The 19934-nt window shown below is 39.3% G+C and carries 24 protein-coding genes; 10 read left to right on the forward strand and 14 right to left on the reverse strand.

The window, feature by feature from the left end; all coding sequences use genetic code 11:
- Positions 1 to 9: 9 nt before the first annotated feature.
- The 3 genes from ACDX78_RS18325 to gdhA form a co-directional block, all read right to left on the reverse strand.
- A complete protein-coding gene (locus ACDX78_RS18325) occupies positions 10 to 570 on the reverse strand; it encodes a LemA family protein (protein ID WP_486029613.1) in 561 nt (186 codons plus the stop codon).
- Positions 571 to 592: 22 nt separating this feature from the next.
- Positions 593 to 1729 (reverse strand): DUF3137 domain-containing protein, encoded by a 1137-nt coding sequence (locus ACDX78_RS18330; protein ID WP_486029614.1) that lies wholly within the window; start codon positions 1727 to 1729, stop codon positions 593 to 595.
- 184 nt (positions 1730 to 1913) lie between these two features.
- Positions 1914 to 3299, reverse strand: a complete 1386-nt coding sequence (gdhA, locus tag ACDX78_RS18335) for an NADP-specific glutamate dehydrogenase (RefSeq protein ID WP_486029615.1) — start codon at positions 3297 to 3299, stop codon at positions 1914 to 1916.
- Between the two features lie 324 nt (positions 3300 to 3623).
- On the opposite strand from gdhA, the gene gltC reads away from it, so the two are divergent.
- The 4 genes from gltC (at position 3624) to ACDX78_RS18355 (ending at position 6792) form a co-directional block, all read left to right on the forward strand.
- The gene (gene gltC, locus ACDX78_RS18340; protein WP_486029616.1) at positions 3624 to 4529 is read left to right on the forward strand and encodes a glutamate biosynthesis transcriptional regulator GltC; all 906 of its coding nucleotides are present in this window, start codon (positions 3624 to 3626) and stop codon (positions 4527 to 4529) included.
- Positions 4530 to 4689: 160 nt separating this feature from the next.
- Positions 4690 to 5733: a MerR family transcriptional regulator gene (locus ACDX78_RS18345; protein WP_486029617.1), complete on the forward strand. Its 1044-nt coding sequence runs from the start codon at positions 4690 to 4692 to the stop codon at positions 5731 to 5733.
- Complete coding sequence (locus ACDX78_RS18350) at positions 5730 to 6251, forward strand: GNAT family N-acetyltransferase (protein ID WP_486029618.1); 522 nt, start codon at positions 5730 to 5732, stop codon at positions 6249 to 6251. The genes ACDX78_RS18345 and ACDX78_RS18350 overlap by 4 nt, the downstream gene beginning before the upstream one ends.
- Positions 6252 to 6336: 85 nt before the next feature.
- Positions 6337 to 6792: a hypothetical protein gene (locus ACDX78_RS18355; protein WP_486029619.1), complete on the forward strand. Its 456-nt coding sequence runs from the start codon at positions 6337 to 6339 to the stop codon at positions 6790 to 6792.
- A gap of 123 nt (positions 6793 to 6915) precedes the next feature.
- Here ACDX78_RS18355 and ACDX78_RS18360 read toward each other — a convergent pair whose 3' ends face one another.
- Complete coding sequence (locus ACDX78_RS18360) at positions 6916 to 8046, reverse strand: N-acetylmuramoyl-L-alanine amidase family protein (RefSeq protein WP_486029620.1); 1131 nt, start codon at positions 8044 to 8046, stop codon at positions 6916 to 6918.
- Between the two features lie 172 nt (positions 8047 to 8218).
- On the opposite strand from ACDX78_RS18360, the gene ACDX78_RS18365 reads away from it, so the two are divergent.
- Complete coding sequence (locus ACDX78_RS18365) at positions 8219 to 8566, forward strand: hypothetical protein (RefSeq protein ID WP_486029621.1); 348 nt, start codon at positions 8219 to 8221, stop codon at positions 8564 to 8566.
- Positions 8567 to 8765: 199 nt separating this feature from the next.
- Positions 8766 to 8936: a hypothetical protein gene (locus ACDX78_RS18370; RefSeq protein WP_486029623.1), complete on the forward strand. Its 171-nt coding sequence runs from the start codon at positions 8766 to 8768 to the stop codon at positions 8934 to 8936.
- Between the two features lie 40 nt (positions 8937 to 8976).
- Here ACDX78_RS18370 and ACDX78_RS18375 read toward each other — a convergent pair whose 3' ends face one another.
- Positions 8977 to 9516 (reverse strand): flavodoxin family protein, encoded by a 540-nt coding sequence (locus ACDX78_RS18375; protein WP_486029624.1) that lies wholly within the window; start codon positions 9514 to 9516, stop codon positions 8977 to 8979.
- A 135-nt stretch (positions 9517 to 9651) separates the two neighbouring features.
- Complete coding sequence (locus tag ACDX78_RS18380) at positions 9652 to 10209, reverse strand: group-specific protein (RefSeq protein WP_486029625.1); 558 nt, start codon at positions 10207 to 10209, stop codon at positions 9652 to 9654.
- A 299-nt stretch (positions 10210 to 10508) separates the two neighbouring features.
- Between ACDX78_RS18380 and ACDX78_RS18385 the strand changes: the two genes are divergently transcribed.
- The 3 genes from ACDX78_RS18385 (at position 10509) to ACDX78_RS18395 (ending at position 11285) form a co-directional block, all read left to right on the forward strand.
- Complete coding sequence (locus tag ACDX78_RS18385; RefSeq protein WP_486029626.1) at positions 10509 to 10742, forward strand: hypothetical protein; 234 nt, start codon at positions 10509 to 10511, stop codon at positions 10740 to 10742.
- A complete protein-coding gene (locus tag ACDX78_RS18390) occupies positions 10729 to 10875 on the forward strand; it encodes a hypothetical protein (RefSeq protein ID WP_486029627.1) in 147 nt (48 codons plus the stop codon). The genes ACDX78_RS18385 and ACDX78_RS18390 overlap by 14 nt, the downstream gene beginning before the upstream one ends.
- Positions 10876 to 10961: 86 nt before the next feature.
- Positions 10962 to 11285 (forward strand): hypothetical protein, encoded by a 324-nt coding sequence (locus ACDX78_RS18395; RefSeq protein ID WP_486029628.1) that lies wholly within the window; start codon positions 10962 to 10964, stop codon positions 11283 to 11285.
- A 501-nt stretch (positions 11286 to 11786) separates the two neighbouring features.
- Here ACDX78_RS18395 and ACDX78_RS18400 read toward each other — a convergent pair.
- The 8 genes from ACDX78_RS18400 to ACDX78_RS18435 form a co-directional block, all read right to left on the reverse strand.
- Entirely contained in the window at positions 11787 to 12749 is a 963-nt protein-coding gene (locus ACDX78_RS18400) for an ABC transporter permease (protein WP_486029630.1), read from the reverse strand.
- Positions 12742 to 13665 (reverse strand): ABC transporter ATP-binding protein, encoded by a 924-nt coding sequence (locus ACDX78_RS18405; RefSeq protein WP_486029631.1) that lies wholly within the window; start codon positions 13663 to 13665, stop codon positions 12742 to 12744. The genes ACDX78_RS18400 and ACDX78_RS18405 overlap by 8 nt, the downstream gene beginning before the upstream one ends.
- Positions 13666 to 13812: 147 nt before the next feature.
- The gene (locus ACDX78_RS18410; protein WP_486029632.1) at positions 13813 to 15066 is read right to left on the reverse strand and encodes an ABC transporter permease; all 1254 of its coding nucleotides are present in this window, start codon (positions 15064 to 15066) and stop codon (positions 13813 to 13815) included.
- On the reverse strand, positions 15059 to 15991 hold the full coding sequence (locus tag ACDX78_RS18415) for an ABC transporter ATP-binding protein (protein ID WP_486029634.1): 933 nt from the start codon (positions 15989 to 15991) through the stop codon (positions 15059 to 15061). The genes ACDX78_RS18410 and ACDX78_RS18415 overlap by 8 nt, the downstream gene beginning before the upstream one ends.
- A 117-nt stretch (positions 15992 to 16108) precedes the next feature.
- Positions 16109 to 16858: a MerR family transcriptional regulator gene (locus ACDX78_RS18420; protein ID WP_486029635.1), complete on the reverse strand. Its 750-nt coding sequence runs from the start codon at positions 16856 to 16858 to the stop codon at positions 16109 to 16111.
- Positions 16859 to 16989: 131 nt separating this feature from the next.
- The gene (locus ACDX78_RS18425) at positions 16990 to 17838 is read right to left on the reverse strand and encodes an ATP-binding cassette domain-containing protein (RefSeq protein WP_486029637.1); all 849 of its coding nucleotides are present in this window, start codon (positions 17836 to 17838) and stop codon (positions 16990 to 16992) included.
- A 1-nt stretch (position 17839) separates the two neighbouring features.
- Positions 17840 to 18235, reverse strand: coding sequence for a GntR family transcriptional regulator (locus ACDX78_RS18430; RefSeq protein ID WP_486029639.1), 396 nt, complete (start codon positions 18233 to 18235; stop codon positions 17840 to 17842).
- A 21-nt stretch (positions 18236 to 18256) separates the two neighbouring features.
- Complete coding sequence (locus ACDX78_RS18435; RefSeq protein WP_486029641.1) at positions 18257 to 18985, reverse strand: hypothetical protein; 729 nt, start codon at positions 18983 to 18985, stop codon at positions 18257 to 18259.
- Between the two features lie 385 nt (positions 18986 to 19370).
- Between ACDX78_RS18435 and ACDX78_RS18440 the strand changes: the two genes are divergently transcribed.
- A complete protein-coding gene (locus ACDX78_RS18440) occupies positions 19371 to 19886 on the forward strand; it encodes a DoxX family protein (protein WP_486029643.1) in 516 nt (171 codons plus the stop codon).
- Positions 19887 to 19934 lie beyond the last annotated feature (48 nt).

The raw sequence follows: 19934 nt of genomic DNA on the forward strand, positions 1-19934 counted from the left end.
CACATTCTTCTATCGATTAAATAAGGCTTTTACATCTACATTTTCTCGCTTTTCCGGTGGTGCTTCAAACATCGGTTTACTCTTGAAACCAAACATGCCGGCAATTAAATTACGGGGAAACGTAGCAATTAATTGATTGTATTTTCCGGTGTGTGAATTAAAATTTCGGCGTGCAGCCTGGATTTGCTCCTCAATATTATTTATTGAACGCTGGATATGCAAATAATTTTCGTTGAATTTCACTTCCGGATAACGCTCAATGGAAACCATAATTGATGGCATTTCTCGCTGCATATTATTATGCGCCTTGATTTTCTCATCCATATTATGGGCATCTATAATTCCTGTACGCAGTCCGGTTACATTTTCAAGCACTTCAATCTCCTTATCTGTTGCTACCCGTGCTGTTTGAATCAGGTTATCCAACTGATCGACACGCTTCATTAAAAATGCGTCCAAATCACTGAAGGAATTTTCCACATTTACTGCCTGTTTTTTCATTTGGTTATAACTTATTATGAAAAATAAAGCAACGATGGCTGCGACGGCAATCGCTATAAATGTCTCCATTTTGCAACCTCCTTTTCTATCTTTATTCTTTATTCCAGATACGTAAATTCAGGTTCAACTCATCTACAAGCTCAAGTGCAATGTTGATATCGGAAAAATATCCTTTGATTAGGTGTTTATTTAAAGGAAGCAGTAGGTTGAACTCAAAATGCTTTTTCTTTGTAGGAAGCATAAAATACATTTTCCCGTTAAGAAATGAGAAGTAGGGCGCAGTTTCAAAATAGGCCTCTGATGAGTTGTTCCCGCTCAGCCCCATTTGAAATGCTTCCTTAATAGACTTAGGCTGATTCTGCTGGTCTATTTTCTCGGGTTCTCTTGTTGTGAATTCGATGAGCCTATTCATGAAATTCGGAGTTAATATGTATCTGGCAGTAATCTGATCGGTTGTCCGTACTGTAAATTTATCCATAAAATCAAGATCTTCCAGTTCTACCTCTTCTAATTTGTTCTTACTGTTGGAATCAAATATGGATGGTAGCAGGTTTATTTTTTTTTGCTTCGGCACGACAATCGTTAATCCATCGAAATCTTTATTGTAATCGGCAATAAAAAATAACCCCTGAAAAATCGTATGCACACGTTCTTTTGCTCTTCCGTTTTTATCCTTATAACGTTCCACTTTCTGTGCATGTACTTCAGAAAAGGAAAGGTCTGTTTTCGTCGGATTGCTGTCCATATCCTTAACGTCTTTTTTGTCACTTCCGACAAACCCTGTAATCAGGTCATCTCCAGAGTAGCGATCTGGATTGTTTTTAAAAATGTTTGAACGAACAAATTGCTTTCTTGCCAGATACTTTCGTGGCTCATATGTAAAGTTTTCATTTAAAAAGTGGACAAGATCGGTGACGATTTCGTCCTTTATTTTTTTGGAGAGTTCCTTCCGTTTGTTAATGACCTCCTTGAATAAATAAGCTCCATAAAGTGCAACTGCAACAAAGGCGTAGAAAGTAAGATCACTTAGCAAAAAATAAATAAGTATTAATCCGATAACCGGCAGGATCAGCTTCATGGCCTGCTTTTTTACTATCTCCATTGCTTTTAAGCGTTCTTTTTCTAGTTCTTCCACTTTGTCCTTTAGTTCATTTTCATAAAATAAGTCAAATTCTTCGTCCGTTTTGGAAAATCGCTCCAATTGATACATATCATCGATATTCTTCATATCATCCCTCCTTTTGAACCAGTATATAACTACTATACCAAAACCATCGGCTAAAACAATTATAAAAATCAAAAATAGAACTTAATACCTATGGGGCAGACAAAAAATTCCAAATAAAGACCAATATACTTTTCACTGATTCTGAAAAGTACATTGGTCAGCTGATGAATAATAAAGGTGATGATTAAATAACACCCTGTTCAAGCATGGTATCTGCTACTTTTTTAAATCCGGCAATATTTGCCCCGGCAATCAGGTTTCCTTCCAGTCCGAATTCTTCGGAAGCTTCCATACACCTCCGGTAGATTGATTTCATAATCTCTTGAAGTTTAGCATCCACTTCTTCAAAACTCCATGACATGCGCGTGCTGTTTTGAGCCATCTCCAAAGAGGAAACGGCAACACCGCCAGCATTCACCGCTTTGGCCGGTCCGAATAATATATTATTATTTAGAAAGGTTTCAATGGCTGCAGTTGTAGAAGGCATATTTGCACCTTCCACAACAGCTTTCACACCATTTTCAACTAGCTGTTTTGCTGCATTTTCATCAATTTCATTTTGTGTTGCTGATGGCAGGGCCACGCCGCAGGGAACGGACCATATTCCGGTGCAATCCTCTACATAAGTAGCACTTGGATGTTTTTTAACATAGTTGCTAATCCGGTCTCCATCTATTTCTTTCAACTGTTTTACTGTATCAATATTAATACCATTAGGATCAAAAATGTAGCCGTCTGAATCACTGCAAGCAATAACTTTGGCTCCAAGCTCTGTTGCTTTTTCCATTGCATAGATAGATACATTTCCCGAACCGGATATAACGATCGTGCTGCCATTCAATGTCATTCCATTATCTTTTAACATTTCCTGGAGAAAATAAATCGAACCATACCCGGTTGCTTCCTTACGAGCCAAGCTGCCACCGTAATTTAAACCTTTTCCGGTTAAAACACCCGCTTCAAAGCTGCCGCGGATTTTCTTGTACTGTCCAAACATATATCCTATTTCCTTGGCCCCGACACCAATGTCGCCTGCGGGAATATCCACATCCGGGCCAATATGTTTAGCGAGTTCTGTCATAAAGCTTTGACAAAATCGCATAATTTCATTGTCCGATTTACCTTTTGGATTAAAGTCGGCTCCACCTTTTCCACCGCCAATTGGCTGGCCGGTAAGGGAATTCTTAAAAATTTGCTCTAGTCCCAGAAACTTAACAATGCTTAAATTAACCGATGGATGGAAACGAATTCCACCTTTATAAGGGCCCAGGGCACTGTTGAACTGAACCCGGAAGCCCCGATTCACCTGAACCTTTCCTTCATCATCTACCCATGGTACGCGAAATATGATGACCCGTTCGGGCTCCACGAGCTGCTCCAATATACCTTTATCTAAATGCGCCATCTTTTTTGTGAGGATGGGGGTGAGGGATTGGAATACGTCCTGGATGGCTTGATGAAATTCTGTTTCATTTGGGTTTCTTTCTATTACTTCTTCATAAAGTTTATTCAAATATTCTTGCACTTGATCTTCCTTCTTTGGCACTACTATATCTTTGGTTAATGTCATAATGTTACCAAGTCCTCCTGTTTTATAGCAGTAGATTTATTCCCTGCAAAAGTACAGCTAAAACGTTTATTGTTAAAGTTTGCTAGCAAATCATGTTCTAATGTCTAAATATAAATTCTATATATGCAGCAGAAAAAGTATTTATGCATCCCGTATAAGTCTAATTTTATCCGTTTCAACCTTTTTTAAATCAGAAAGGAATGCCTCCATTTTCGTTTCAAAAAAATGTATTGATTCGATTTTACAGTGATTAATGAATCTAAACAATATCGTTTTTAGATGTAATCCATACCGAAATGAGATAAAATGAAATAGGTGATAAAAATGGAGCTACGACAAATTCGTTATTTTATTGAGGTTGCGAAAAGAGAACATATAACAGAGGCAGCGAATGCCCTGCATGTTGCCCAATCTGCTGTAAGCAGGCAGGTTTTTAACCTAGAGGAAGAACTGGGTGTGGACTTGTTTGTAAGGGAAGGCCGCAATGTGCGATTAACGCCGATCGGCCGTGTCTTTTTGGAACATATGGAAAGAGCGGTTAATCTAATCCAGGATGCTGTCCAGGTAGTGGAGGAATATAATGATCCTGAGCTTGGCACCGTTCATATTGGCTATCCGAGCAGTTTAGCGGCATATATTCTGCCAACGGCAATATCGGCTTTTCATGATCGATATCCGGAGGTAAACTTCCAGCTAAACCAAGGATCTTACTATGAGTTGAAAGATGCGGTCATTAAAGGAGAAAGCAATATGGCTATTTTAGGGCCAATTCCCCAAAAAGAAAAAAAACTGGATACTTCCATCTTGTTTACAGAAGCTATTGTAGCTTTAATACCAATGAGCCACCCGCTTTCAAGAGCTTCTGCCCTCACATTAAACCAGCTTAGGGAGGATGCTTTTATTATGTTTCCGAAAGGTTATGTACTGCGGAATTTAATCTTTAATGCCTGTAAACAGCTTGGTTTTACGCCAAAAGTGACGTTTGAAGGGAAGGATATTGATGCCATTAAAGGACTTGTTTCTGCCGGACTGGGCGTATCACTCGTACCGGAAATTACGCTTATTGATCATTTGCCGCGGGCAACAAAAAAAGTTCCGGTTATCGAGCCAACGGTTTCCCGGACAGTCGGCGTGATCGTCCCGAAAGATCGTCAGCTGCTGCCGACAGAGAAGTTATTCTACGATTTTTTAAAGGAATTTTTCCAGCGGCTGGAGCAGTTTCAGCAATAGTTTTTAGGCGTCCAGAAATGGTGGAGGTTGAATGTCAGATTCCATAGTGAAAAATCTTGATGATAGGGGAGGTTGCTTAGGTTTTTTCAATCATTGCGCAAAAACCACTTTACCTTAACCTTACGTGAGGGTTTATTCTTGTGAGGTAGGAGGGGTATACATGCATATAACAGAAGCTGCGAAAAAATTAAACACAACACCAAGAACTATACGATTGTATGAAGACAAGGGATTAATCTCGCTGAAAAAGGATAAGGACAATGGTTACCGGTATTTTAGCGATAATGATTTGATGCGTTTAAGTACCATCCTTGCATTAAGAGAGATAGGAATAGCTGTAGCAGATATACAGAAGCTGCTGGCAGATTCAAAAATGGAAATGAATGATCTTTTAAATGTGCAAAGGGCAGCTTTATACGAACAATGGCTGGAGATGAAAGATATGATCAGCACGATTGATGACATGCTGAATCATACGAAAAAAAAGGAATTGGATACAGTAAAAATCTATGAACTCGCACAGCATTTGAAAAACCTCAAAATCATACGCAAGAACTGGAAGGACAAATGGAATTTTGACAGCCAGGCAGAAGATTATGATACAAATTTGAAAATGCATGGGTATAGATTTAACGTGCATCAGAATTATGAAACAGCTTTAGATGAAGTGGTGGAAAGGATTCATTTGAAAGAAGGGGATACTTGTCTGGATATCGGTATTGGGACGGGGAATCTTGGGTCGAAATTTTTAAAGCAGGGGATACATGTAATTGGGGTGGACCAGTCGGAAAAAATGCTGGAAGTTTGTAAGGAAAAACATCCGCAAATCGAAGTCAGAAATGGCCACTTTCTTGCGCTGCCATTGCTGGACAACTTCGTGGACGGCATTGTTTCCAGCTATGCGCTGCATCACCTGCAGGATGAAGAAAAGATGCTCGCTCTGGAAGAAATGAACCGGGTGATAAAGCCCGGTGGTGAGATTTGCATTGCAGATTTGATGTTCATTGATGATGGTCACCGGAAAAGTGTGATGGAATCATTTCAGCAAGCCGGCAATACGGAGGCGATTGAAGCGATTAAGGATGAATTTTATGCTGACCGCTCTGAACTGATAACGTGGTTTTCAGGAAACGATTATGAGGTTGAATCTATCCAAATTAATCCGATATTAAGTGTCATTTATGCAAAGCAGGTGAAGGGATGAAAATCGGCACAGCAGTTGCAGTGGAAGCGATACGTTTGAAATTTTACTGTGCTGCTTATTTACCTCAGTTAAAAGATTATCGTCTTTCTATATCGCACAGGGAATTCACAGGGGTGCCTTTGGAGTCCATCGAAATCTGCAGCAAAGATAAGAACCGCCACTCGATAATTATAGACTATCACGGATCAGCAATTGGTTATTTTGTCCTTCATAAAGGGAGTAAGGTCGAGAATTATTTTACTAATGATTTTGCACTCCTATTGAGAACATATTCGGTTGATAGCAGATATCAGGGGATGGGAATAGCAAAACAGTCAATGAAATTATTGCCTGCTTTTGTTAAACAGCACTTTCCGGAAATAAATGAAATTGTGCTGGCAGTTAATCAGAGAAATGCTGCTGCACAGCATGTTTACATGGAAAGTGGGTTTTTGGATACTGGCAGAAGGCTGATGGGGAGAAAAGGAGAGCAGCTTATTTTTCAGATGAAGCTAGGAGCGCGTGGTAATTTAATTTAAGAATCCATAACAATTTATATATCCAAATACATTCTAATAACCATTCTCATACCTAAAACCGCTTGGATAGATTTCGGTAAGGGTAATGATTGGAACTATTATTACGACAAGGTTAAAACAAATAAATTTTGGGGAATTAATTATTATAGCATTTATTGGTTCTGGCGTTATGTGGATGGGTACTGCAATGTTACCACTAATCCAGTCCATTATATTATTCAGTATAGGTGCCGTCTCGATCGGGATACTAAACCTGCTTGTATTTTCATCCATACAGAAACAGGTGGAAACAGCATGTATAGGGAGGGTAGTCACCTTGTTAACTAGTGCGTCAGCTTTGGGAATGCCCTTAGGTTCTCTACTTGGCGGTTTTTTAGGTGAAACATTTACACCGTTACTCGCTGTTATGATCTGTAGTATTTCGATGATTATCCTTAGCGTTTATTGGTTAAGTAGTTCCGTTTTACGTAAATTGTCTGGTATTGTAAGCATAAAAAGTGGTTCTTTATATTTTTGTCTGGTACGGGAAGGGTACTTCTAACTGCATCCGTTTTAGTATAGAAAAACATAAGGGGGGGTACTAATTTCAATTGAATTAGTACCCCAAACCTTTTATTTCAGATCCTTATAATTGATCTCACAGCATGAAGTGAACGCTTCACAATCAATCAAAATAATTTTTCAAGCCATCTGCGACAGCCTCAGCAACACTATTATGATAGTCCTCCGTTTGAACAACAGCAAGGTCATTCGGATTGGACATAAATCCAAGCTCCAATATCACCGACGGAGCTGGATTATGACGTAATACGCGATAATCACCCTGCATGACGCCTCGATTATGCAGTGCCAGATTTGATGATAAAGAAGGCTGCATGGCATCTGCCAATTCTCTGTCCGCACTAGAATTGAAATAAGTGCTTACACCGTTAATGGGAATCACTGGAAAGTTATCATAATGCAAACTGACGAATGCATGCGTGTTATAATCCTGGCTAATGCGAACTCGGTCATCGAGAGAAACAAAATTATCCCCTGAACGTGTTAATATAACAGTAGCCCCTTCATCTCGCAGCTTCTGTTCTACCTTATCTGCAGTCTGTGTAACAAGATCCTTTTCATATAAATCACCTGCTACCGCCCCAGGGTCCTTTCCTCCATGCCCCGGGTCTATGACAATATTATACCCGGCAAGGGATTGATTTGTTGTGTTTACCCCTGCTGTTTCACTTTCCGTTGTTTCTGTACTTGCTGGCTCATCCGAACTGTTCGCATTCTCATCTGGTTTCACGGATTCATCTTCAACCGCTGCATCAGTTAACCACCCTGCAATCCAACCGCTCGATCCATCTTCCAGCGTTACTTTCTGCCAATCACCTGCTGATTCTATCAAACTATATGTATCTCCTGATGTTGTAAAACCAATAATAGAATGATTGGTACCAGGCCCTGAGCGAATATGAACTCCTGTGGATGTTACTGTAACTGATTGCGCTTCACTAACTTCTTCGGTGCCTGTTGCCGGCATGACATAATACGAGGCAATCCAGGCTTCTTGACCGCCATAATAGGTTTTTGCCCAACCATAACGTTCTTCAAATACCATCACGCGGTTGCCCTTCTCCAATTGACCGATAACATCTGCCTGTTTGGAGGGCTCTGATCGAACATTCAGCTTAATGTCCCCGACCTCGTAAACATCGCCACTTTCTGCTAAACTGGTAACCGGGTGGAATGATAACATTGCCAGAAGAAACAGCAACAGTCCACACCCTGTGGCTTTTCGATATGTCATTTCCCGTAGCCTCCTTGTTGTAGTTAAAGTTCTATGAATAGATGCAGGTTCAATCTATGTAACCTAGTTTTAGTGAAATTAAACCTATAACCTGGAAAATGAATCAGAAGTACTAAACCATACTAGGGATTCATAAGTTAGTTTTAAAGTTTGGAAGGGGAAAGTGGGTTTCATGCTAAATATAATTTTTACAGCTTATAATCCATTGCCGTATGGACCTCTTATTTTGGCAGTTTCTTTAGTGATTATCTTGTCTGTTATATTATCTTTCATATTCAGAAGAAAGGATAAAACAGATAAAGGATTTGTTATGCTCTATTATAAGCTAAGTTATCGGAGGAAGTTGATTCGGGATATTTGGACGTCGCCTATTATCTTGCTTATTTTGAGTTTAGCATTTCGGCTAGCAAATATCCAGCCTGCAACAGAGATCATTATATATGTAATTGCTATTATTGGTCTCGGCACCCAAGTAATCTATCATTATATTATGTGGAAAAAGCATGAAGAGAATAGGTAAGCATGAAAAAGGGGAGGGGAGATGAGAAAGTGAAACAGCAAACAAATAATGGGCATAACCTGGGCCAGCACTGCACCGCTAAATGGTTTTCGCTTCCTAAAAGGTTTCGCATATTCATAGTCTGGAGTGGTTTACTTTTATTAGGCTTCTTAAGCGGAAAATATATTTGGTATTAAATAAAAAATAGAGGTAGATTTGAATGAACAAATACGTTAAAAATATACATGCAATCATGGGGATTGTTATCTTGTTTCTGCTACTTTCCCAGCCAGTTTTAGGTATCCCATTTGGAATTGCAAAAGTATTCATCATCGCGGCAGGAGCTTATGCTATCTACTTGAATTATAAAGAACTGACACCAGATATGTAAAAAGCTGTCCGGATCAGAACATCCAGACAGCTTTCATGCATTAATGAAGCTCTTTAATTAACCCCGCTGCTGTTTCCAGTGCAGCTTGATCACTTTGTATTTCTCCGGGCTTTCTTGCCTCCCCAATCACATAATCCTCAAAGCTCATTCCGTAGAACTGGCAAATATAATTAAATTGCTGAACAAGCGGAAGTCCTTTTATTTTCGGATGGTCTCCGCCTACTGCGATGAAATATGCTTTCTTTTTGCCTAATTCTTCCCTGAAATGCGCGTAGTTCGGATTTCTCATAATTTGTGACCAGCGATCTATAAAGGTTTTCATCGGACCTGACATGCTGTACCAGTAAATCGGTGTGGAAAAAACAAGCACATCATGTTCCAGCATACGATCAATCAATTCCTCGTGATCATCGTTCACCTCGGGAAATCCTTCCTCTGAATGACGTTCATCTACAATCGGCTCAATGTTGTAATCACGTAAATAAATATGCGTTCCCTGCTCTTTAGGAATAGCCTGATAGGTTAAATATTCCGTGTTCCCATTCACTCTGCTGGAACTGTGTATAACTGCAATCTTCAATATAATACTCCTCCCCAACTTTTACTTTCAGTTTACATGAATTTGTGCCAATATTACAGGATATGCATTCTTTGAAAAATCATCACTGATGTTTTAAATGCAACGTGCTGAATTGAAATAATGAACCGTTGTTTATCATTCATTCCAATTTATAATGTCTGCGTTTTCAGTATCAATTTCTCCAAGACTTAAAATATGGGGGATAAAATGGAACATGCCGAACCGGTTTCCTTTTGCATGCTCTTTCTCGAAATAAGTCAGTGTATCTTTAGGAATACTTGTCAATGCTTGATATTCAGAAATGTGTTGAATCCATTTTATTTCTTTTTCGTTTATTTTAGCGGCGGGTCCTTGATAGTATCTCTTTCGGTACAAATAAATTACATTTTGATTAGCGGCTAACTGTGTGAAGGGTATCTTGTAAAAATTCAGATCATGCTTAACGCTTACCCTAAGTTCTGTTAAGGCTTGATAAACATGGGAAGGATGAAGCGGGAGCAGATGGATCACATCATTCCACAGGCAATCTAATTTTGGAACCTGTTTTTCCAATAGCCTGGGTCTTTCGGGATGATCATAATACTTTTTCATGTATCGCTCATAAAGACCCCTATCTTTCAACTTCAACTTATTAAGGGCCATCAACTTTTTCCCCACCATCTCTTTCGGTATCATATGGTACACATACTCCATAAAAAACCTCCTAAAGCTGTGATTCCCCCACCATACCTTGATTTCAGCAGAACAAACAGTCTGTTATTTACTTGAAATTTCTGATATAATAGAATTAGAAAAATGAAGGAAAATGTTACAAGGGGAGTTATTGTGCTAAATGTAAATAACTTATACGAAGGAGTTTTGAAAACGTATTGGGGTTATTACGTATTATTTTTGAAGTTGATCAGGGGAGCTTGTTTTAAAAGTCGGGGACTTGGAGATATTTATAAAAAGCAAACTTTCCTTCCCTAAATCTGATATAAAGGGGTGCCGATATGAAGAGCATTGATATGAAAGACCTGGATGATTTTATTTCAAAAAACAAGAATGAAGTGGAACCAAAAATACTTCGTACAAAAACCCCTGGAAAAATATACCGCACACGACCGCGAGATCCTGACGAAATAAAAATACTTGATCGTATATGCCAAAAAAGATGGAAAGAAGCTGAAGCAGCCGGGAAAGTAAAGTATCTAAGTGAACGAGTGTGGTATTATGAGTTCGATTGACAAGGCAAAACAAAAACTGGATAAACTGAAGCGTAAAAATAAGTTCGAAAAAATGGTTGGTGCTACGGCAGTGTTGACTGATCTTCTGAAACCATACCGAATAAAGCCAGTCATTGTCGGGGACTTGCGGTAGAAATCTACACTCGAGGTGATTATACTACGGTAGATATAGACCTGATTATTAGTGACAGAAATTTAGCGGTTAATCTACTCCGTCAATTGGGTTTTACCATAGAAGGCAGACATTTTTATCATGAAACATTGCTGGTTAGTATCGAAATTCCAAATGATGTGTTGGAAGATGCAGACGATAATCGTATCATTCAACTTGAACTGGAGAATCAACAAAAGGTTTTTGTCATAGGGATTGAGGATATTATTTTAGATCGTTTACGAGCATGTGTGCATTGGAGATCGTCTTCAGATTGTGAATGGGGGAGGCGAATGTTACTACTCCATCGAGAGCGATTGGAGATAGAATATTTAGAAAGAATCGCAGCTTATGACTCAACGGTAGAAAAATTACAGGAATGGCTGCAGTGAGATAATGATGAATATGCGGTACTAATTGGATTCTTCCCAGTATATATTCAGTAGCTTCCGGGTACTGTATGCTGTTAATGCACAAAAGGGTTTTATTCTCTTGGGGGAATACAACCCTTTTTAAGTTTACAAAAACTTAACGCCCACTTAGCACTGTCTTCATACTAATTTTGTATGATGTATATAGAAACAGACATCCTCTTTGGAGGTGCGGACAATGAGATTTCTTGCGAAGGTAAGTATATGTACTGTCGCCGTACTTTTGTACTATATGTAATAATAAAGGTTTTGTCTGTCAACATGATTATCGCGGAAAATTGCATGATTTCATATATACCCCAATTGGCTCCGTCACCAAAACTTGGAGCCCCCATTTAAAAAAGTCCCGCTTCAGCATTTTGAAGAGGGACTTTTACATTAGAAACAGATTAACCATTGTTGAACATCATTATAACTAATAATCAACTTTAAGGCGGCAGTTCTGCATCACTGTCCATGTAGCTACTGATTCACCACATCTCGTTTGGTAAAGAAAAGCCAGGCAAACAGGACAAAAACAATGAAATAAATAAATAACATCGTGATGGAAAAACCTAATGTCATGCCTTCAATTAAAACATTTCCTGTCTCGTACTGCTGCAAATCGATATTGGCAAATAATATATATTTTGCCCAGTCATATTCAGCAAAGATACCGACAATCATATTTCCGCCCATCATCAGGAAAATCCCTATACCAATAGCTAACGAACTGTTTTTAAAGATCGTTGAAATGGCAAAAGCCAGGGTGGTCATCATAATCAGATTCACAATTTTATAGCCATACTGTGATAGAATTTCAGTTATGATTGGTAAATGCTCAAATCCTTGCGCTGTTTCAATCACGATATTCGGGTTGACTCCTTCAAATCCAAAGAAAATAGCACCTGAAATCAACGAAGACAGCATAAGAAAAATCATTGTAAATAAAGCAAAAGCAAATACAGCAACAAATTTGCTGAGTAAAATGACAGACCTGGAAATGGGCCGGATCAGCAAAAGTTTGATCGTTCCCCATTTATACTCATTGGAGACAATGCCGGCACCAACTATAATCGTCAACAAACTGATAATCGATACGAGACCAGCATTTTCAAGTACATACTGCCAGGCACCATAATTCAATGGTCTGCTATCATTCTCCAAGTAGAATTCGTTTTTTGCCATTAGCTCAGAATTCATTTCTATGACGAATTCACCGCCATTTTCTTCCAACGCTGCAATTTCATCCTGATACATTTCATTTTCTTCCTGTAATTCCTCGCGCCAATCGTCTGTATATTCCGTTGTTATATCATCAAACGTGAAGGTTAGCGCAGCACCGCCAATGACAATCAAAGCTAAAATGACGTACATAGCCCATGTCGATTTACGGATAAATATTTTCATTAACTCATTGTATAATAGTTTAAAAAATCTACTCAATGACATTCCCTCCCGTCAAAGATAAGAATTGATCCTCTAATGTAGGCTTTACTCCGGTGACACCATAAACTGAGATATCATACTTAATAAGTTCTTTTACGATAGGAGGGATTTCCTGCCGGCTTAATTCTGCAATGAGCTGTTTTCCTTCTTTTTTTACAGAAAAATTCATTTCATGAAGTACACGGATTGCCTGATCTGTCTCTCCTACATCCAATATAACTTTTATCTCGGTCTGGGCTGCTTCTTCATCCATTTCCTTGACATTTTGTTCAGATATGACCTCTCCATGTTTAATAATACCGATACGGTCACACATCAGTTCAATCTCGGACAGCAGGTGACTGGAGATCATCACTGCCACATTTTCTTCTATCGCCAATTTTCTTATATAATCCCGGATTTCTCGAATGCCTGCTGGATCCAGGCCATTTGTCGGTTCATCCAAAATCAGAACAGCCGGTTTATGTAAAATAGCCTGGGTAATTCCTAAACGCTGCCTCATCCCTAACGAATATTTGCTGACCTTTTCATCAATCGCTTTCTCCAGTCCGACTAAAGAAATGACTTCCTCGATTCGCTCATTCGAAATACCCTGATACATCCGGGCAAAATGACGCAGGTTTTGTCTGCCGGTCATGAATGGATACAATTCAGGGTTTTCCACAATGGCACCAAGGTTTTTGGCGGCTTCTTTGTAATCATCTTTAATACTTTTGCCTAGAATCCTAACTTCTCCATCGGTAAGTTTCATCAGACCGACAATCATACGAATCGTCGTCGTCTTCCCGGCACCATTTGGTCCAATGAAACCATAGACTTCACCCTGGTTGACGGTTAAATTAACATTTTTAATAATTTCTTTGTTTTTAATTCTCTTTTTTACCCCTGTTAATTCCAAAGCAAGTTGACTCATAATTTCTCTCCTTATTTCATAATCCAATAGTATAACGGATTAAAATGTACTTGGTTTCATTTTTTGTCAAAAGGGGTCTCTTATAGTGCTAAAATAAAAGCGGTTGATAGAGGGACATCCACTCTAACAACCACATATTTCTGAAAATCAAGCCCGAATCCACTTCCAAATCTCACCTGGCGTAGCATTTTTCCCGTATAATAAAATCCCGACTTTAAATATTTTCCCGGCCAGCTTCATAAAGAGCCAGACACTAACGATTAAGATAGCTAGTGAAATAAGAATTTCGCCCCATGGCCATTCATCAAGCAGGGACATGCGCATTAGCAGTACTCCCGGAGAAGTAAATGGAATATAGGTGCCAATTTGTGCCATCAGGCCGCTTGGGTCACTAAATACCGGTCCGATAAAGATAAACGGCAAGAATGGCAGCATCATCACCATTCCCTGGAAATTCCCGGCAGTGGAAACATCCGTCATTGTTGCACCGACGCCGACAAATACGGATGCAAACAATAAATAGCCAAGTACTGCAATGAGCAACAGCAATGCAAGCTCAGGCACAAGTACGTAATCCATAAATGGAAAATCAATTTGCCAAATCAAGAGGGGCAGGATAATCGCAATGGCAACCACCGTCTGTATAATTCCCAGTACAAAATAACCGATAATTTTCCCCTGCATTAATTCCCCAGGCGTAACAGAAGACAGGATAATTTCTGCGATTTTATCTTTCTTCTCGAGTGACGCACTTTGGAAAATGGCCATCCCGGTAAACACGATCGACAGCATAATAAATCCTGCGAAAATACCCGGGATAGCACGTTCTGCGGTTTCCTCGGTAAATATACCAGAATCAGCCGCTCCTGAATCACCGATGTCTCCGCCTGTTTCCCCGGCAGAAGTTTCTTCAAAGGAAACCCCGCGGAAAACAAAAGCTAGCTCTTCTTCTGATAATCCCAGCTGAGCCATTTGCATGGTCTGGATCGGTGTCTCAAGCAATTGTACCTGATTCGTAAAGAATTGATCGATATCCTCGCTTGTATAAACAGGTACAATACCGTCATCCAAAGCTCGTTCATCTACAAACAGATAGGCAGTATCTTCACTGTTTTCCAATGTTTCTTCCATATCCGCTTCCGCTAAATCCGTTTCCTCCAGATTCCAATCAAAACCGCTCTGCTCCACAGTTTGCTCAATTTCAGTGAAAATTTGCAACTGATCGTTGATGTACACATCGACCGGTTCGCTCTCCGCCTCTTCATCGCCGCCCCCAAACAGATTTGCCAATGCATAAAAACCAATAATAAGTACTGGTGTTAAAAATAATCCGATTAAATAGGTTTTGTTTTTCATATTCCGTTTGATTTCCCATTTGGCTACTTTTTTCGTGTTACGCATGTACCTCACCTTCTTTCTGCAACAGGTTTTTATTTGTCGCGATATCAATGAAAATCTCGTGCAGGGTGATGCGGTCCAGTGTTAATTCCTGAATGTTCACTTGCTCCGGGATGGCCTTTAACCATGTGCTAGGGTGTACGTCTTTTGCCAGATACAGCACAGACTTTCCCTCATTTTGTTCGACTCGCTCAACCTGCGGGAGGCCCTCCAACAGCTGCCGGTCATTTTTCCCGCGGATGATACATTTGAAATTCGCGTATTGCGTCTTTACATTATCCATCGTTCCATAAATTACTTTCTTTCCCTGGTGAATCATGAACAGCCGGTCTGCCATCTCCTCGACAAGATTCATTTGATGGGAGGACAGTAATATGGCAGTGCCGTCCTCAGCGAGCTTGCGGATTTCCTCTTTGAACAACTCCTGGCTGACTGGGTCGAGTCCGGAAAAAGGTTCATCCAAAATAAGCAGTTCCGGCTCATGAATAACCGACGCAATAAACTGCACTTTTTGCCCCATCCCTTTAGATAGTTCATCCATGGAAACTTTGTCTTTGCCTTCCAAATCGAATTTCTTCAAATAATCAAGTGCGCGCTGTTTCGCTTTATCGAGCGGATAATCCTTCAATTCTGCCAAGTAGAGCAAAATATCCATTACTTTCACATTTTTGTACAAGCCGCGTTCTTCCGGAAGATAACCGATTTTATGACGCGGAATGTCATTCCCGTTTGTTTCCCGAAACCGGATTGTCCCCTCATCAGGATACATAATCCCCATAATATTTCGGATGGTAGTTGATTTTCCAGCGCCATTCGGCCCCAGAATAGCCATGATTTCTCCTCTTCGTACGTCAAAGGAGATGTTGGAAATCACTTTTTTGTCCTTGAATGATTTCCCAAGGTTTTCTACGGATAACATCGATTCCATGTGTATTTTCATCCTTTCTCGTCATTTAATCCAAATTAATTTTTATATAAAAGGCAATGCCATTATTTTTTCCTTGACCAACTGGAAGTACGTTGTTAAATGATAAACAGTGCAAATTTATTGTAAGTTTTGCTCTTCCATGTAATAATTCATCATCTTTTTAGAGTATTGTTCTAATTCTGGTGGAACATATCGGGTGCTTAGCGATTGAAATTCTTTTATTAAGTCATCATTATTTAACATCTCTTCTATCAATTGTAAATTCTCAGCAGATCGCTCATGTCCAGAAATTTTTTCCATAAAGTACGTTGCAACTGCTTGTGCCTCTTGTGAAGTTGGGTCAACGCCATCCTTGATAAGTTCATGTAACTTTTGATACCATTTTGCGGATACCACATCACCCATATCTTCACCTTGTTCCAAAAAGGCCTGTATCTGTTCTTTTGAACAATGCTTCATTAGGATAAGCAATTGTTCATGCTCCAAACGAAACATGTTCACTAACCAGTACAATTCTTCATTGAGAATGTCTAATTCTTTTTTATTAACTAATGCTGTCGTTCTTTCCAGCGTTTCAATTGCCTTGTCGATTTCAGCCCTCTTTGTCTTGAGGATTTCTTTCTGGGATATAAATTGCTCCTGAACCGATTCATCAGTAAGAATGGAATCTTTTATCTCTGCCAGGCTCATGCCAAAATATTTACAAACACTGATTTTTTGAAATAACCTTTGTTCTTCCAAACCGTAAACTTTTTGTCCGTTTTCATTGACATCCGGCTTGATTAAATCCAATTTATCGTAATATCTTAATGTTCTCACCGTAGTTCCCATCATTTTGGCAAATGTACCTATAAGTTGCTTTTCCATCGTAATCGCCCTCCTAAAATATACTTTACGCTGTGACGTTAGGTTATAGTCAAGTGTATTTTTAATCTTTAAAATGGATTAGTGTACATCAATAGGTCGGGCAATCACTTACTATTTAGGTATTCCTTTTATCACGACAATAAAATAGTAATGATTTCATCCAAATCCAGTTTTGTTGCACTCGTGAAGAGGAAGTTGTTTTCTGCAAAATACTTTTCAGTTGCGGCAGGGTCTTTGGAAATAATCATCTGCCCTTCCCGGGCTGCTTCCCCGGGGACAAGCGTGTCCGGAGTCTCATTTTTCATCCAGTACCGCATATAGCTTTCCTTTAGCGTCTCTTTTTCATAGGTTCCCAGCAAATTTCCACTTTGTAGTACGGATAAATAGTCTGCAAGTTTCAATATATCTTCAGATTGGTGACTAGTCATGACGATAGCCCGTTCATCTTGCTCCATCCACTCTGTCAGTAAATCGATAATTATCTTTCTGGATGGGATGTCAAGGGATGCTGTTGGCTCATCAAGTAATAATATCGGTGTATTTCTTGGAATGGTTAATGCTAAATTCAGCTTTTGCCGCACACCTTGGGACAGTTTTCCAAAACGCTTGTTCAATGGAATCTTCAGGGATTTTGTCATTTCCTCAAACTTCCTATCATCCCAGTCCGGATACAACGGGGCAATAAAATTTTTCAGCGTTTTACCTGTAAAAGTATTCCAGCCGACCACCGTTTGCGGTTGATAGGAAATGCTGCTTTTCCAGCTCTCATCTTTATCGCCGACATGGGCACCCAAAATTTTAATATTTCCATTATCTGCCTTGGCTAAATCCATCATTAATTTTAATACGGTACTTTTTCCTGAACCGTTATTGCCAATAAGGGTGGTAATGGTTCCTGGTTCAATCGTCAAATTTAGCGGCCCTAATTCAAATTCATCTATTCTTTTTTTTACATTGGACATCACGGCTAACTTTTCCATTCTATTTCCCCTCCTTTTTGTGGGCTTTAATCGCTTCCTGGAATATATTTTCGATTTGGGAAAACGTGTAGTCATAACTAAGCGCGATTTCTACAGCTTTTTCCATTGAATCATAAACGGAGGAGACTTTTACCTGCTGTTTCAGGGATGGCTCAATTTCAGCTACGAAAGTTCCCTTTCCTTGTGTTGTGCGAATGAACCCCTGATTTTCCAGGTCCTGATAAGCACGCCTGATGGTAATGACACTTGTTTCCAAGTCTTTGGAAAGTGCTCTTATTGATGGCAAGGGGGTGTCTGCAGGCAAATGTTCACCGGCAATCAGCGCTTTTAATTGATTTTCAATTTGATGATAAATAGGCTCCCGTGAATCTTTCGAAAGTCGAATGGGCAGCTTCATGGCAAACGCTCCTTCCCGGGATTACAGGTAATCAATATTTCTCATCCGTTTCTTCATATAAAATCTCCAGTGCTGATAGCCTGCGATGGCGAGCATGATAGAAATAATGCTTGTTAGTAATGGCCATTTTTGTGCAAAGATAATGGACCAATACACAATCCCATTTCCAAATAAAAGATGGATAAAGCTGAACAGGAATAAAACGGCGATTAAAAATATGAATCCAAGTACAACCATAAATGTATTTTCTTTTACGGGTGCTTTACTTCCTGCTTCGCTATACGGAATGGAATAACCGGCGTAAACACCGAACGCAATCCACATAACAGCAAACGCAATAAATCCGTCGAAAGACAATAAATCCTGTAACGGAGAGAATGTGTATAAAGCAATAACTGTTAAAAGCTGAAACGGAAAGGAATAGAAAAAATGAATAATGAATCTGCTTTTGATTAGTACTTCCTTTCTTATGGGCAGCTGGTTTTGCATAACAAGTGCAGGAGATGCCAGGAGATCCCCATAAATGATCTGAGATTGAAAATCCTTTGGTTTCAGCCAGACAGGGGCAAAGGTGAAAATAAGAATAAACAATAAATCAAATCCCGCATACCCGTTATTCATATACGAATCCAGCGATGACACAAGGGAAGAAAGAAGAAGCAGGATGAAACCAAGCACAAATACAAAACTGAGTACAGACGCTTTTAATTCAAGTTTCGCTATAGCAAAGGCTTGTTTCCAGTCGGTCATCATAAAACCTCCTTGTAACTGTTATGGTGTATATGTTTATATACACACTATACCATGTTCGGATTATAGTCAATGGGGAGAAGGAAAATAATTAAAAAATCATTCGTTGAATACGCGTATCATTTTAAGTCAATTGGTAGATTAAACATTTTATCGTGGGACAAAGCTTAATACCGTTGCCATTTATGCTATTAAGCCCGCTGCAGAGACGTTTGTTCATTTATCCACAATATGGACAAAAAGCTATGACTTAAATGTGAAATTATACACAAACTATTTACAAGAAAATAGTTCAAATGGTAATATATAAGTGTACTAAAACAAATAACACACAAATATGTGAAATGATGAACATAAAGTAATAATTTTAAAGGAGTGGGATATCATGATGGATTTTCTTCAGAATAATAAAATTGCTGCAGGTATATTGGTATTCTTCAGGATTTATATTGGTTATCAGTGGATGGTAGCGGGTTATGGAAAAATTGCCGGCGGACAATTTGACACCACCGGTTATTTACAAGGGGCAGTTGCAGCAGCAGGCGGGGAAAACCCAACGGTTCAAGCGTGGTGGGGAACCTTTCTGGAAACAGTTGCACTTCCAAATGCAGAGCTATTTAGCTTCTTTGTAATGTGGGGAGAATTATTAGTGGGTATAGCACTTATTCTCGGTATTTTCACTAATTTCTCTGCATTGATGGGAATCACAATGAACTTTGCATTCTTGTTCAGCGGCACGGTCAGCACGAACGCACAAATGGTTCTTATCACTGTATTCATCATTGCGGCAGGAGCCAATGCCGGGAAGTACGGTTTGGACAGATGGGTTATACCTTTCTTGAAAGAGCGTACAACCATCGTTAAAAATAAAAAGCAGAAAGAAGAAGCATATGCAGCATAAATTAATATAAACATAAACAGCATGTTGAAATAAAGTTCACATGCTGTT

It is taken from the genome of Virgibacillus oceani (assembly GCF_041521345.1).
GTDB lineage: Bacteria > Bacillota > Bacilli > Bacillales > Amphibacillaceae > Virgibacillus_N > Virgibacillus_N oceani_A.